This window comes from Sorangium sp. So ce204 (genome assembly GCF_051526795.1).
Taxonomy (GTDB): domain Bacteria; phylum Myxococcota_A; class Polyangia; order Polyangiales; family Polyangiaceae; genus Sorangium; species Sorangium cellulosum_B.
On sequence record NZ_CP150317.1, the window covers coordinates 567072 to 581582 of the forward strand.

Annotated in this window: 9 protein-coding genes; 5 read left to right on the forward strand and 4 right to left on the reverse strand. The window is 72.5% G+C overall.

Going from position 1 to position 14511, the window contains the following annotated elements; translation table 11 throughout:
* Window positions 1–121: 121 nt before the first annotated feature.
* The 5 genes from WMF22_RS02075 (at window position 122) to WMF22_RS02095 (ending at window position 10693) form a co-directional block, all read left to right on the forward strand.
* The gene (locus WMF22_RS02075; protein WP_438034666.1) at window positions 122–3532 is read left to right on the forward strand and encodes a vitamin B12-dependent ribonucleotide reductase; all 3411 of its coding nucleotides are present in this window, start codon (window positions 122–124) and stop codon (window positions 3530–3532) included.
* Between the two features lie 346 nt (window positions 3533–3878).
* Window positions 3879–4379 (forward strand): hypothetical protein, encoded by a 501-nt coding sequence (locus WMF22_RS02080; protein WP_438034667.1) that lies wholly within the window; start codon window positions 3879–3881, stop codon window positions 4377–4379.
* Between the two features lie 193 nt (window positions 4380–4572).
* On the forward strand, window positions 4573–4761 hold the full coding sequence (locus WMF22_RS02085) for a hypothetical protein (protein ID WP_438034668.1): 189 nt from the start codon (window positions 4573–4575) through the stop codon (window positions 4759–4761).
* Window positions 4762–4834: 73 nt separating this feature from the next.
* The gene (locus WMF22_RS02090; RefSeq protein ID WP_438034669.1) at window positions 4835–8995 is read left to right on the forward strand and encodes a PAAR-like domain-containing protein; all 4161 of its coding nucleotides are present in this window, start codon (window positions 4835–4837) and stop codon (window positions 8993–8995) included.
* Window positions 8996–9025: 30 nt separating this feature from the next.
* Window positions 9026–10693 (forward strand): hypothetical protein, encoded by a 1668-nt coding sequence (locus WMF22_RS02095; RefSeq protein WP_438034670.1) that lies wholly within the window; start codon window positions 9026–9028, stop codon window positions 10691–10693.
* A gap of 163 nt (window positions 10694–10856) precedes the next feature.
* Here the strand turns inward: WMF22_RS02095 and WMF22_RS02100 are convergent, their stop codons facing one another.
* From WMF22_RS02100 to WMF22_RS02115, 4 genes are read right to left on the reverse strand one after another with little or no spacing between them, the layout of a single operon-like run.
* On the reverse strand, window positions 10857–11036 hold the full coding sequence (locus WMF22_RS02100) for a type II toxin-antitoxin system prevent-host-death family antitoxin (protein WP_437297471.1): 180 nt from the start codon (window positions 11034–11036) through the stop codon (window positions 10857–10859).
* 42 nt (window positions 11037–11078) lie between these two features.
* Window positions 11079–12068, reverse strand: coding sequence for a thiamine-phosphate kinase (gene thiL / locus WMF22_RS02105; RefSeq protein WP_438034671.1), 990 nt, complete (start codon window positions 12066–12068; stop codon window positions 11079–11081).
* A 10-nt stretch (window positions 12069–12078) separates the two neighbouring features.
* Window positions 12079–13683: a sensor histidine kinase gene (locus tag WMF22_RS02110; RefSeq protein WP_437297473.1), complete on the reverse strand. Its 1605-nt coding sequence runs from the start codon at window positions 13681–13683 to the stop codon at window positions 12079–12081.
* Window positions 13680–14408 (reverse strand): GTP-binding protein, encoded by a 729-nt coding sequence (locus WMF22_RS02115; RefSeq protein ID WP_012233021.1) that lies wholly within the window; start codon window positions 14406–14408, stop codon window positions 13680–13682. The genes WMF22_RS02110 and WMF22_RS02115 overlap by 4 nt, the downstream gene beginning before the upstream one ends.
* Between the last annotated feature and the right edge of the window lie 103 nt (window positions 14409–14511).

Genomic DNA, 14511 nt, shown 5'->3' on the forward strand with positions numbered 1-14511 from the left:
GAAGCGACGAGACCTGTGGAGATCGAGGCGATGAGGCCTCGTCGTTCTCCAGGGAACTCTTTGTGCTTTCGGTAGGACCCGGGTCACCGCCAGGTGCGGTGGTTCACAGGAGGACTTGGAAATGGCCCAGTCGGCAGTTGTGGGTGACGGCGGTAAGCTCCCCGCCGGGAACGGCAAGATGACGGCACGGACGAAGGAAGAGGGGGGGGCTCGTCCGGTGACCGGGGGGGCCGCCAAGGCGCAGGTCGACGGCGCAGCCTCGAAGAAGGGCGCCAAGAAAGGCGCCTCGCGCCCCCGCGGGCTCGGGTTCGACCGGCGGTTCACGCACCGGGCCGCGGATCCGCTCGATGAGGTCACCTGGGAGCGCCGATCGAGCGTCATCACCAACCCCGACGGCTCGGTCGTCTTCAAGATGGAAGGGGCCGAGATCCCCGCCGGCTGGTCGCAACTAGCGACCGACATCGTCGTCTCCAAGTACTTCCGCAAGGCCGGGATCCACGGCAAGAAGGAGCTAGGCGAGACGAGCGTGCGCCAGGTGGTCCACCGGCTTTCGCGCACCATCCGCGAGGCGGGTGAGCACTTCGGTGGCTACTTCGCCTCGGCGAAGGACGCGGACACCTTCGAGGCGGAGCTCGCCTACCTGCTCGTCCACCAGTACGGCGCGTTCAACTCGCCCGTCTGGTTCAACTGCGGGCTCTACCACCGGTACGGCATCGAGGGGTCGGGCGGCAATTTCGCCTGGAACGAGGCCTCGGCCGACGCGGGCAACGGGAGCGCCAACGGGAAGGCGTCGGCGGCTCGAACGAACGGGGCGGGCGCGGTCGACGACATCGTCGAGACCCGGAACGCCTACGAGCGGCCGCAGTGCTCCGCGTGCTTCATCCAGGCGGTCCAGGACGACCTGATGAGCATCTACGACCTCGTGAAGAGCGAGGCCCGGCTGTTCAAGTACGGATCCGGGACGGGGACGAACTTCAGCGCGATCCGCGGCAAGCAGGAGAAGCTCTCGGGCGGCGGGACGAGCTCGGGGCTCATGAGCTTCCTCGAGGTGTTCGACCGCGCCGCCGGCGCGACGAAGAGCGGCGGTACGACGCGGCGCGCCGCGAAGATGGTCTGCCTCGACATGGACCACCCGGAGATCGTCGACTTCATCCAGTGGAAGGTCCGCGAGGAGAAGAAGGCGATGGCGCTCATCGGCGCGGGGTACCCCTCCGACTTCAACGGCGAGGCGTACCACACGGTGAGCGGGCAGAACTCGAACAACTCCGTGCGCGTGAGCGACGAGTTCATGCGCGCGGCGGCGACGGGCGCGGCGTGGGAGACGCGCTCGCGGACGACCGGCGAGGTCGTCGACACGCTGAGCGCCAAGGATCTCTGGCGCCAGATCGCCGAGGCGGCGTGGGGCTGCGCCGATCCGGGCGTGCAGTACGACACGACCATCAACCGCTGGCACACCTGCCCGAACACGGCGCGCATCAACGCCTCGAACCCGTGCTCGGAGTACATGTTCCTCGACGACTCGGCCTGCAACCTGGCGAGCCTGAACCTCACCAAGTTCCTCCGCGAGGACGGCTCGTTCGACATCGAGGGCTACCGCCACGCGGTGCGGGTGTTCTTCGTCGCGCAGGAGATCCTCGTCGACTTTTCCGCGTACCCGACCCGGGGCATCGCGAAGAACTCGCACGACTACCGCCCGCTCGGGCTCGGCTACGCCAACCTCGGCACCCTGCTCATGCTGCAGGGCATCCCGTACGACTCCGATCAGGGGCGCTCGGTCGCCGGCGCGCTCACCGCGATCCTCTGCGGCCACGCCTACCGGGTCTCGGCGGAGATGGCCGCCGCGAAGGGGCCGTTCGCCGGCTTCGCCAGGAACCGCGAGCCGATGCTCCGGGTGATGGGCATGCACCGGGACGCCGCCTACGCGATCGACCGCGACCGCTGCCCGGAGTCGCTCTGGCGGGCCGCGTGCGCGGACTGGGACGATGCGGTCCGGATCGGGCAGGAGCACGGCTACCGCAACGCCCAGGCGACGGTGCTCGCCCCGACCGGCACCATCGGCCTGCTGATGGACTGCGACACGACGGGCATCGAGCCCGACTTCTCGCTCGTGAAGTTCAAGAAGCTCGCCGGCGGCGGCTACTTCAAGATCGTGAACCAGTCGGTGCCCGAGGCGCTCCGGCGGCTCGGCTACCCCGAGGCCGAGGTGCAGGAGATCGTCGCCTACGTCTCCGGCACGAACACGCTCCTGGCGGCGCCGCACGTGAACCGGGCGTCGCTCAAGGCGCGGGGGCTCACGAGCGACGACCTCGCGAAGGTCGAGGCCGCGATCCCCGGCGTCTTCGATCTGGATCTCGCCTTCGGCCCCTGGATCCTCGGCGAGGAGGCCTATGACAGGCTCGGCGTCTCCAAGGAGTCGCGGGCGCGCTTCGGCTTCTCGCTGCTCCAGCACCTCGGCTTCTCGGCCGCGGAGATCGAGGAGGCGAACGAGACGATCATCGGCCGCATGACGGTGGAGGGGGCGCCGCACCTGCGCGAGGAGCACTACGCGGTGTTCGACTGCGCCAACCGCTGCGGCAAGAAGGGCCGGCGGTACCTCGCGCCGATGGCGCACGTCCGCATGATGGCGGCGGCGCAGCCGTTCCTGTCCGGCGCCATCTCGAAGACCGTGAACCTGCCGAACGACGCGACGGTCGAAGAGGTGCAGCGGATCTACGAGGAGGGGTGGCGCCTCGGGCTCAAGGCGGTCGCGCTCTACCGCGACGGCTGCAAGGCGTCGCAGCCGCTCTCGTCGACCTCGAGCTCGAGCGACGGCAAGGAGAGCAAGGGCAAGGCCGACAAGGCCGAGGCCCCCGCGCCCGTCGTCCAGGCAGCGACCGCGCTGGCGCGCCCGCGCTCGCCCTCGGCGGCGGCGCCCGAGCGGTTCCGCCTGCCCAGGAAGCGCAAGGGCTTCACGCAGGAGGCGCGCGTCGGCGGGCACAAGATCTACGTCCGAACCGGCGAGTACGACGACGGGACGCTCGGCGAGATCTTCATCGACCTCCACAAGGAGGGCGCCGCGTTCCGCTCGATGATGAACTGCTTCGCGATGGCGGTGTCGATCGGGCTCCAGTACGGCGTGCCGCTCGAGACCTTCGTCGAGCAGTACACCTTCACCCGCTTCGAGCCGCAGGGCATCGTCGAGGGGCACGACTACGTGAAGATGTCGACGTCGATCGTGGACTACCTCTTCCGCGTGCTCGGGGTCGAGTACCTGAACCGCTACGATCTCGCCCACGTCCAGCCGGTCAGCTCGGCCATGGAGGACCCTGTCGAATCGCGGGCGCAGGAGAGCGGCGCGGTGTCGTTCTCGCCAACCTCGCCGGTCGCGGCGGCGCTGGTCGAGGGCGGGGGTCGGGCGGCGAGCGCGCTCGACGCGCAGCTCGAGGACATGATGGGCGACGCGCCGGTCTGCGACGGCTGCGGGCACATCACCGTGAGGAACGGGGCCTGCTACAAGTGCCTCAACTGCGGCAACAGCATGGGATGCAGCTGAGCTGCTACGGGCGGGGGTGGGGGTGACGAGGGAGGGGCCGGCGGGGGGCCCTCCCACGAACTCGCGCCTTTTGGTGGCTATTGCCTCGTGAACGGGGGGAGACGGATCTGAGGGGCTTCGCTGCGATGCGGGCCGGCGCTCGGATTCGTGGGGCCCTCCCCCGCCGGCCCCTCCCTCGTCACCCCCACCCCCGCCGACTCGGGGGGGAAGGGGGGAAGGGGAGGGTGGGGGCGATCGCGGAGCGGTTGGAGGGAGCAGGCGCGGGTGCGCGGCGGGTGAGGCCGTACGGGCTTGTACTCGGGCCGCCGTATGGATGCGCTCGGAGAAGCTCTGTAGAAGACGAGGCATGATCCGGTCGCGTTCGGCCATCGCCTTCGTCGTTGTTGCCTGCAGCATCCTGTCGAGCTCCTGCCGGAAAGAAGAGGCAGAGCCGGAGACGATCCCCACGCCTGCGCCGACGGTCGCGCCCGTGGCAGCCGATCCGGTGCCGGCGGCGACGCCGACGACGGTGGCGACGCAGGAGCCGGCGGCGGGGCAGGAGCCCGCGGCGGCGGCTTCCGCCGAGCCCGCGGCGACAGCAGATGCTGGGGCGGCGACGGCCGAGGGGGCGACGGGGACGACGGCGCGGGGGGGAGGTGCCTCCATCCAGGCGTGCTGCACGGCGCTCCACGCGGTCGCCACCAAGTCGGGCAAGTCGCCGGAAGCCAAGTCGAAGGCGGCGACGGCATCGCATCTCTGCGCCGGGATCGAGAAGCTCGTGAAGAGCGGGAAGACGCCGCGCGCCAAGGCGCTCACACAGATCCGAGCGAGCCTTGCCGGGACCACGCCGCCCGCCGAGTGCAACTGAGCCGGGTGGCCCGGGCGACGTCTCGTCCCGGGTTGCGGCGCCCCATCCCGATCCGGCGATCTCGAGCGCCGGAAGCCTGCCCGGCCATGGAGGGCGCGCGGCCGGACCCTGTACCCTGCGCGGTTGCGCGGCGTTCGTCCGCGCCGCGACGACGCCCGCCGTCGCGCGTCGACCCTCACGGGAAGGAGCTTTCATGCCCTCGAAGCTGGTCACCGAGCGTCAGAAGAGCGCCAACTCCGTCGTCGCGTCCGGCGAGGCCCACGCCGGCCGGATCGCCGCGGAGCTCGAGGCGCTGCTCTCTCCGCACCTGCGCAAGGGAGAGAAGATGCCGGACCTCTCGCTCTTCACGCACATCGCCGGGCGCGATCGCGAGGTCGGCTGACACGGACCCGCGCGCGTCACGCCGACCTCCGCATTGAGGACGGGGCACCTCCCATGAGACGCTCGAGAGCGTCATGGCCAAGGTCACCGCCCTCCACATGGACACGATCACGGAGAAGTCGGGCCACCAGATGACCGGCATGGCCGTCAGCGTGTGCCTGACGCCCGCGGCGCCGAGTCCGCTGCCGATCCCCTATCCGACGATGGGCACCGTGGCCGAGGGGATCATCGATCCGTGCATGCGGACCAAGATCGAAGGGGCGAAGATCCTCACGGTCGGCGGCTGCATGAAGGCCTGTCACGGCAACGAGCCAGGCACGCTCAAAGAGGTTGTCAGCCTCAACACGGGAGGACCGTGCTTCCCCTGGCTGGGCGCGCCCAACGTCCTCATCGAGCTCGGCATGGCCGGCATCACGGGCAGCATGGGCCAGATGAACAAGAGCATCACTGTCGGCGCAGGCGCGAGCGCGAGCAACGCCGCGGGCGGGGGCGGCGGGGGCGGCGGGGGCGGCGGGGGCGGCGGCGGTCCGGGCGGCGGCGGCCCTCAGGGCCCAAGCAACGGCGGCGGGGGCGGCGGGGGCAGCAGTCAGGGCGCGGGGCCGCCGAGCCCACCCGCGCCGCCGGCTGCGGACGGCCAGGCGTCTGCGGGGCACCCGGTCGACGTCGTGACAGGGGCCATGTACACGAACCCGGTCGCGGACGTCGAGCTGCCGGGGCCCCTGGTCGTGACGTTGGAGCGAAGCTATTCGACCGCGGCGGTGCGGCACCGCTGCGGCATGGGGTGGGGGTGGTCGCACGATCTCGCCTGGAGCGCCCGGCGCCGCGGCGACGCGCTCGAGCTGACGTCGCCGGGCGGTCGCACCCAGGTGCTCTCCTGGCCCGCGCAGGATCAGGTCCTGCTCCTGCCGTTCGGTGTTCGCGTCGCCGCCGTCGGAGAGGATCTCCTCGTCGAAGACGATGACGGCTTCGTGCGGGTGCTGCGCCGCGCCGGCCCGGAAGAGCGCTTCGCGCTCGTCGAGCTCCGCGACGCGTTCGGCAACAAGGCCACCCTGGAATGGCGAGGCGATGAGCTCACGGGCATCGTCGATGCCGTCGGGCGGCGCGCCCGGCTCGAGCGCCAGGGAGCCTTCGCCTGGTGGGAGGTGACCGCGACCGACGAGCATGGCACCCCGCACACCCGCCGCGCCGTGACCTACGAGCTCGACGGCGCGGGCGATCTCGTGCGGGTCATCGACGCGGGCGGCGCCGAGATCCGGTACGAGTACGACGAGGAGCACTACCTCATCCGGGAGGTCTTGCCCGACGGGCTCGCTTTCCGCTTCAGGTACGAGGCGATCGACGGCGTCAGGCGGTGCGTCGAGACGTGGGGCGAGATCGCCGGCCGCGACGTGCTCGCGGAGCTCGGCGCGCCCTCCCTCCCGGGCGCCCGGGGCATCCACCACGCCCGGCTCTCGTACGACACCGCCCTGCGCAGGACCGTGGTCATCGACGGCGAGGGCGCGACCCACACCTACACGGGCAACGCGCTCGGCCTCGTGACCTCCTATGTCGATCCGCGCGGCCACGCGCGCACCTACACGTACGACGCGGTCGGCAGGCTGCTCTCGATCCGCGACGGCGGCGGGCGGACTACGCGGCTGTCGTACAACGCCGCGGGGCACCTCGCGAGCGTCACCGAGCCCGGCGGCGCGACCTGGCGAGACGCGGTCGACGAAGAGGCGCAGGCCATCGTCCGCACGCGGCCCGACGGGAAGAAGACCCGCACCACGTACCGGAGGGGCGTCCCGACCGGGAGCGTCGACTGGCGCGGCCGCGAGCACGCCCTCGAGTGGGACGCGCACGGCCTCGTGCGGGCGTCCACCGGGCCGGACGGCGCCGAGCTCACGTACGACTACGACGCGCACGGCAACCCGCTGCGGGTCGAGACGCCGGCCGGCGACGTCTACGAGTACGTCTTCGATCTGTTCGGGTGCCCCGTCGAGGCGCGCACCCCGAAGGGCGGCGTCTACCGATTCGCGTACGACTCGCGCTTCGCGCTGGTGCGCCTGGAGGAGCCGAACGGCGACGTCCAGGAGCTGGAGATCGACGCCAGCCGCCGCGTCACCGCGCGCTCCGACGCGAGCGGGATCACCAGGTACCGCTATGTCGCCGGCGCGCTCGTCGAGGTGGTGCGCCCGGACGGCAGGCGATTCCGGCTCGGCTACGACGCGCTCCTCCGGCTCCGCTGGATCGAGAACGCCGCGGGCGAGCGCCATGCGCGCGACTACGACGGCTGCGGCAACCTCTCCCGCGAGACCTCGTTCGGCGGCTCGAGCACGGCGTACGAGTACGACGGATCGAACCACCTCGTCCGGACGACCCACGCCGACGGAACGTGGGTGCGCTACGAGCGCGACGGCGCCGGTCGCGTGACGAAGCTCGAGACCTCGGGCGGGCTCGTGGAGGAGCTCCAGTACGACGCGCTCGGCCACCTCACGCGCGCGCGGAACGCGGACGTGATGGTCACGTTCGAGCGCGACGAGGACGGCCGGGTCGTCCGGGAGGTCCAGGAGGCCGCCGGGTTCGCGTTCGCCGTCGCACGCCGCTTCGACGACGCGGGCCGCGTGCTGGAGCGTCGCTATGCGACGGGGTGGTCGGTCGAGGTGCACCGGCGCGAGGAAGATGGCGCGCCGGCGTCGCTCGAGGTCGCCGCCGCCGACGCGGACGGGCTCGCCTTCGAACGGGACGCGCGCGGCGAGTCGCGGCGGAGGCGGCTCGACGGGACGCGCGCGCTCGTCTGGTCGCGCGACGTCCAGGGCATGCCGGAGAGCGTCGCCATCCTGGATGGGCGGGGCGAGCCCGTCCGGACGCGCGCGTGGACCTGGAGCCGGGTGGGCCCGGTCGCGGCGGTCGAGGACAGCGAGCGCGGCGCGCGCCGGTACGACCTCGACGTCGAGGGCAGGCCGCTCCGCCTCCACGGCCTCGGCGCCGACGAGCAGTTCGCGTACGCGCCCCAGGGGACCCCGATCCCGTCGCGCGGCCCCGCGTGGTCGATCGGCGGGGACGGCCGTCCCCTGCGCGCTGGCGGCGCCGAGATCCAGTGGGACGCCCGCGGCCGCCTCGCGGGCCGCGCCGGCCAGGGGCCGCTGCAGACCTGGCGCTACCAGTACGACGAGCGCGACCGCCTCGTCACAGCGGTCCGCGGCGACGGCCTCGCCGTCCGTTACCTCTACGACCCCCTCGGCCGCTGCGTCGCGCAGGCGCACGGCAATGGCGAGAGCACCTGGTTCGGCTGGGATGGCGAGAGCCTCGTCGAGGAGCGCCCGACGAGCGGCCCGTCGATCCAGCGCGTGTTCGACGACGACGGCTTCACGCCGCTCCTCGAGGCGCGCGACGGCAAGGACTGGCGGATGGTCGTGACGGACGCCGCCTCCACGCCGTGGCTCTACCTGCACCGCGACGGGCGCGCGTCGGAGATCGATCTCGGCGCCTTCGGCCGCGTCGCGCGCGCGACGGGCGATCCGGGCGCGCTCCGGTTCGCCGGGCAGCGCGCCGACGCGGTGACCGGCCTGCACTACAACCGCCACCGCTTCTACGACCCGGCGACGCACGTCTTCCTGACCCCCGACCCGCTCGGCCTGCTGGGCGCGCTGCAGGAGATCGGGTTCGTCCCCAACGTCACGATCTTCATCGACCCTTCCGGGCTCACGACGATCGTCGTGGGCGCGCCGGCCGACGCGACCATCCAGCAGCACGTCGCCCTTCTTCAGGGACAGCATCCGGGCGCGCGCGTGCTTCGATACGATCAGCTCACGCCGGGCAGCCTGGCGCGAGAGGATCACGTCATCGTATCGACGCACGGCGCGCCCAACCTGGTGGAGTGGGGCAACGGGTACATCGACGGCCGCCAGCTCGGGCAACGGCTCACGGCGGCGGGGTTCCGCGGCCAGAAGCGGGGGCGAAAGCGGCGCGTCGAGCTGTCCGCGTGCAACAGCGCGACCCCGGCGGCTGGCAACGGGCCGAGCGTGCTCCAAGCGGTCGCGGACGAGACCCGGGCGATCGCGAGCGGCGCGCGCTCGGCCAACCCGGCCGCGACCTACGCGGGCACCACGTCCGTGGGGCCGGGCGGCCACGCATGGGGCCCGGGCATGATGGCGCCGAACTGGACGGGCGGAACGACGCCGTACGTGCATCAAGGTACCTGGGTCGAGGCGCGCCCCGGCCGGCAAGGGGGCCGCGGCCGGCGCCGGCGCTGATCAGCCCGGAGCGAGGAGCGAGACGAGCTCGTGCGTTTCATCAATCCCTATCCTTACGGCCGCCCTCCCCGGAACGAGGACCTCCAGCGCGCGCTCGCGGCGGCGTCCCGGGGCCAGGTGGTCGACGGGGGCGATCGCGTCCTCGTCGAGCTCGACCGGACGGCGCTGCAGGCCCTCGGAGGGGCGCTCGAGATCGACGAGCACAAGGCTTCCTTCGACGAGCGCGGCCGCGCGCCGCACGGGCTGCCGCAACTCGGAATCGTGCTTGCGGCGGAGGGCGGGCCGGTGGGCCGGGTGGATCTGTACCCGGAGAACCGTTCGATCTACTGGCGGGGCCTCGACTGGAAGCAGTGGTGCGGCTGGGCCGAGCTGCGTGACGACCGCGCGCTGCTCGAGTGGCTCGCCGCGCACGGCGTACCGGAGCCGCTCGAGGACGTGACGCGCTGGAGCAGCGAGGAGGGCGAGCGCGCGCGGTGCGAATGGCGCAAGGCGATCCCGCCGAACCTCAAGGGCCCCTGGTGCGCTCCGATCGAGCGCCTCCTGGATCCCTGGCACACCCTGGAGGCGGCGGCGTGGATCGAGCAGGCCGGCGCGAGCATGCACAAGGCCCGAGGGCTCCTGGAATGGTACGGCGCCGGGTCGGGGCCGTTCGCGCGCCGGCCCGATTACGAGCTGCTCCCGCGGCGCCTGCTCGGCCGCTTCCTCGGCGAGGATCTCCAGCGCGCGCTCCAGTCCCGTCCGAGCGACCAGGCGCTCGCGGGCGCCGGGCGCCATCTCCTGGACCTCGGGCCGCTCTCCCCAGCCGCCAGCGCCCAGCTCGCGCCGCTCGACGGGAGGCTCCGCGAGGCGATCATCGACGCGGTGCGCCGGCTCGCGTCCAGCGAGGACGCGGATCTGCTCCGCGAGCGGCTCTTCCCGGCGCCGTTCGCCCTGCCGGAGCCCACCTCGCTGGTCGGCGCATCGAGCACGCTGCACCTGCGCCGCCCGGTGGCCGCTGGCGACGCGGCGGTATACGCGGTGGATTTCCAGGACATCGTGCGGCTCGAGAGCGGCGCGCGCACCGTCCTCGGCAAGCTCCTTGGCGATGCCGTCCTTGCGGTCCGGGAGGGCCGGCTGCTCGTGGGCAAGGGCGGCGGCGTGCAGGAGCTCGACGCGCGAGGGAACGTCGTGGCCGTGCACCCCGCCGCGACCCCGGAGCAGGCGGCCGCGGCGCGCGCGATCACCGCCGCCTGGTCCGCGCCGGCCGCGGCGCCGCCCCTGGGCGAGCCGCTCGGCCCCACGCCCGAGGAGCGCGAGGCGATCGAGGCGCTCGCGCACCTCGGGCTCGGCGCGCCGCCCTCGGCGCGGGCCGTGGGGCGCGATCACCTTGAGGCGGGCGGGCGCGCGATCGTCCGCCGCGGCGTGGCCGGCGCGCCGCCCCGGCGGATCCCGCTGCCCGGGCGCGCCGTGCTGCACGCCTTTTCGGCGTCGCACCTCGCGCTCGCGCTCGACGTCGGCGACGCCTGCCGGATCGCGTGGGTGGACGAGGGGAGCGACGCGCTGCGCCTGTCGCCGCCGCTCCGGATCGCCCCGCACGCGCTGCGCTTCCTGCTCGCCGTGGGCGACGCTGTGCTGCTCGGCGTCGACCTGGGCGCCGGCGAGGTCGTGCTGCGCATCGGAATCGAGCGCGCCGGCGGCGGACAGCCCGAGCGACCATGAGCGCTCACCTGCCGCAATTCGCTCGCCGCCTGCCCCCGCCGGCCCGGTACCTGATCGCCCGCTGCTGCTGGCTGTGCCCTGCTCCGGGAAGAACGCCAGGCGCGCTCGCGAGCGCCGCCGATGGAACAGGCGGAGCAGCGCCAGGAGCGAGCGCCGCAAGAAGTCAGAACAGCCGGTCCGCCCGGAGCAACCGCTCCGAGCGGAGCACATGGACGAGGAGGACCGCCGCCGAGCGCCCGTGCTCCGTGATCAGCACCGGCACGTGATCTGCCTGAAGCTGCGCGATGATCTCCGTCGCGTGGCGCTTGATCTCGGTCACCGGCTTGACGGTGGGCGCCTTCATGTATCGCAAAAGTGTCACTTTGCCCGCGCGCGGCAAGCGGCGTCAGGCGAAGTGGTCGTACCCCCGCGCCACGAGGCTCGTGAGCTGCCCGTCCGGTCCGACCAGCGCGACGTCGCTCGCGCCCTCCTCGCGCGGCGCGCAGCCGCCGATCGCCACGAAGCCGGCGAGCTCCCCGACGTCGGGGCCCGCGACAACGACCGCGTAGTCCTCGCCGCCGTAGAGCGCGAGATCCAGCGCGTCCATGCCGAGCAACGCCGCGGCGTCGCGGAGGTCGGCGCCCACGAGCGCCGCGGGATCGAGCAGCGCGCGCACGCCGCTCGCGCGCGCGAGGTGCGCCACGTCCGCGACGAGGCCGTCGGAGACGTCGATCGCCGCGCGGGCGCGCGCCGCCGCGCGGAGGCCCGCGTCGATGCGCGCCACCGGGCGGCGGAACGCGCGGATCGCCTGCTCGGCCGCGGCGCCGGCCGGCGCGATGCCGCGGTCGAGCAGCGCAAACCCGGCCGCGGCGAGGCCGACAGGCCCCGCCACCGCGAGCGCGTCGCCGGGCCGCGCGCCGTCGCGCCGGAGCGGCAGCGCCGCGACGCCGAGCGCCGTCGTGGTGATCGAGATCTCGCCGCCCCGCGAGAGATTCCCGCCGATGACCGCCGTGCCGATCTCGTCGCACGCGGCGCGCTGACCCCTCGCCAGCGCGCCGAGCTCGTCGTCGCTCACGCTCGGAGGAAGCACCAGCGCGGCCAGCAGGCCGACAGGGCGCGCCCCCATCGCCGCGAGATCGCTCGCCGCGGCCATCGTCGCGCGGTAGCCGAGATCCTCGAAGCCCAGGAGATCGCGCCGGAAATGGACGCCCTCGACGGCGCTGTCGACCGTCCAGACGAGCGGCTCCGGGGCGCCCGGGAGGGCGCCGCCCCGCGGGGCCGCGGGCGCGAGGATCGCGGCGTCATCGCCGATGCCGCACAGAACATGATCACCCGCCGCGCCCCCGAGCACGGCGCGCAGCATGTCGATGCGCTTCCACTCGGAGCGCCCGCTCATGGGAGCCCGCTCATTGGAAGATGGGCGGCAGCACGCTGTTCGCCGGCGAGCCGGCGACCGTGGGCAGCTTGACCACGAAGACGGTGCCGCGCGGGTCGTTCGGCTCGATGCGGACCGTGCCGCTGTGCGCCTCGACAAGGCGCTTGACGATCGAGAGGCCAAGCCCCGTGCCGCCGTGCTCCCGGGTCGAGCTCTGATCGATCTGGTAGAACGGGTCGAAGACCTTCAGCCGCTCGCCCGCAGGGATGCCGATGCCCGTGTCCACGACGCGGATCTCGACCGCCTGCTGGAGAGGCGCGACGAGCACCAGCCCGGGGAGGTCGTCCATGTCCTCGCTCACGGCGCGCGCGACGAGCAGCACCTCGCCCCCCGCCTCGGTGAACTTCACCGCGTTCTCGACGAGGTTGATGAACACTTGGCGCAGCCGGTCGCCGTCCCCCAGCACCGGCGGGAGATCGTCCTCGGCCTGGATCCGGAGCTCGACGCCCTTCTTCGAGGCGGCCGGCGCGATGGTCGACGCCGCCTCGACGAGCACCGGGCCGACGGCCACCTCGGTGCGATGCACGATCAACGTGCCGCTCTCCAGCTTCGAGAGGTCCAGGAGGCTCATGATGAGCCCGAGCAGCTGCTCGCTCTTCGACCGGATCGTATCGATGAACTCGCGCTGCTCATCGGTCAGAGGCCCGCCGATGCCCTCGGCGAGCATCTCGCTGTACCCCATGATCGACGTGAGCGGGGTCCGGAGCTCGTGCGACACCGTGGCCAGGAAGTTCGACTTGAGCCGGTCGAGCTCCTTCAGCCGCTCGTACGCCTGCTCGAGCTCCGCGTTCTTCTGCGACAGCTCACGGAAGCTCTCGCGGATCGACGCGACGTGCATCGTCGAGGTGAGGAGCGATTTGTGCCCGCTGAACAGGATCAGATCGAGGACCGAGCGGAGGTGGTCCGCGATCGCGCCGAGCCGCTCCGGCCGGAGCCGCGGCATCCGCGGCCGCCCCTCCGCCGCAGGCGCGAGATCGAGCTGGGACGCCGCCTCGATCTGCGCGACAGGGGGATCGTCGAGGCCGTCCGGGAGGTAGGGGCCCAGGATCGACCGGCCGATCGCGCGCCCGTCGTACTCGATCGGGAACACCTGGTAGAGCGCGCCCTCGAAGCAGGGATCCGCGACCTCGCTGCCGGCCGACGCGCCCTGTCTCGCCGTCCGATCCGCCGGCGCCACGCTCGCCCGCCTGCCTTCCGGCTCGCCGGTCAGGCCGCCGAGCGGCGGGAGCGGCGCGGGCGCGCCCGACTCCGCGAGCGTGGCGCCGTTGATCGACTGGATCCGGATCGGCAGGCCGAACAGCTTGTGAAATGACGCCGCCATCTCCCCGAGGGCCTGGCGATCCACCAGATCCTCGAGCGAGAGGGGGCCGATGCCGACCAGGTCGACCACCGGCGCCGCCGCGGGGGGAGGCAGCGTCGAGGGCTCGGGCGCGCTGGACGCGCCGTCGCGCTTCGAGGAGCTGGGCCCGTCCGCGACGCGCGCCGACGGGATCGGCGCGGAGCCCGGCATGCTGAGGAGATCCTCGTCGTCGAGACCGAAATCCGCCGGCGTCCCCTTGTGGGCGTCGGGCCTCATGGAACGATCCGGGAGCTCTTCTCGAGGCTGCCGCCCATTCGCCGCGCCAGGAGGTCGTTCACCGAGCTCGTCACCCCGAGCTGGCGCGCCGCGCTGTTCAGGAGCTCCTCGCCGCTGATCGACAGCCGCTTCGAGAGCTGATGCGTCTGATCGAGCGTCTCCCACGTGAGGTGGAGCAGACCCATGAGCGTCTCCACCGTGCCCACGCCGCGGGTCGCGACGGCCTTGTACACCGGCTCCTTGCCCCGCGCGGCGAGCCGCGCCAGCTCCTCGTCGCTCCGGATGTCGGGCAGATCGCGCTTGTTGAACTGGATGACGAGCGGCATCCTCGCGAGATCGAGGCCGTTCTCTCGCAGGTTCTGGCGGAGATCGAAGAACGCCTCGGCGTTGCGCTGCGTCTCGGAGATCTGCGAGTCGGCGATCAGCGCGACCCCGTCCGCGCCCTGGAGCACGAGCCTCCGCGTGGCGGCGTGCATCGGCTGGCCGGGCACGGTGAACAGCTTGATGCGGAGCGAGACGTCGCCGTCCTTCGCGCGGAAGGTGAGCGGCAGGAGATCGAAGAACAGCGTGCGATCGTCCTGCGTCTCGAGCGTCATCAGCCGTCCGCGAGCGTCTGACCCGGCGAGGCCGTGCAGCGAGACGAGGTTCGTCGTCTTGCCGCTGAGCGCCGGGCCGTAATAGACGAGCTTGATCGTCACTTCACGGGCTGCGAAGTCGAGCTGCACGGCCGCATTCTCGCATGAGCGCCCGACGATTGGATATGGCCACGGCGCAGGGCGGAGGAGGCCGGGCTGGGCCGGGTCTCCTCCCTTGTCAGGAGGCGTGCGC

What these genes read in the sequence shown, in the direction of transcription:
- WMF22_RS02100 (WP_437297471.1), bottom strand. Translation starts at nt 11,036, where the DNA reads ATGAAGGCGCCCACCGTCAAGCCGGTGACCGAGATCAAGCGCCACGCG.
- thiL (WP_438034671.1), bottom strand. Translation starts at nt 12,068, where the DNA reads ATGAGCGGGCGCTCCGAGTGGAAGCGCATCGACATGCTGCGCGCCGTG.
- WMF22_RS02085 (WP_438034668.1), top strand. Translation starts at nt 4,573, where the DNA reads ATGCCCTCGAAGCTGGTCACCGAGCGTCAGAAGAGCGCCAACTCCGTC.
- WMF22_RS02075 (WP_438034666.1), top strand. Translation starts at nt 122, where the DNA reads ATGGCCCAGTCGGCAGTTGTGGGTGACGGCGGTAAGCTCCCCGCCGGG.
- WMF22_RS02110 (WP_437297473.1), bottom strand. Translation starts at nt 13,683, where the DNA reads ATGAGGCCCGACGCCCACAAGGGGACGCCGGCGGATTTCGGTCTCGAC.
- WMF22_RS02080 (WP_438034667.1), top strand. Translation starts at nt 3,879, where the DNA reads ATGATCCGGTCGCGTTCGGCCATCGCCTTCGTCGTTGTTGCCTGCAGC.
- WMF22_RS02090 (WP_438034669.1), top strand. Translation starts at nt 4,835, where the DNA reads ATGGCCAAGGTCACCGCCCTCCACATGGACACGATCACGGAGAAGTCG.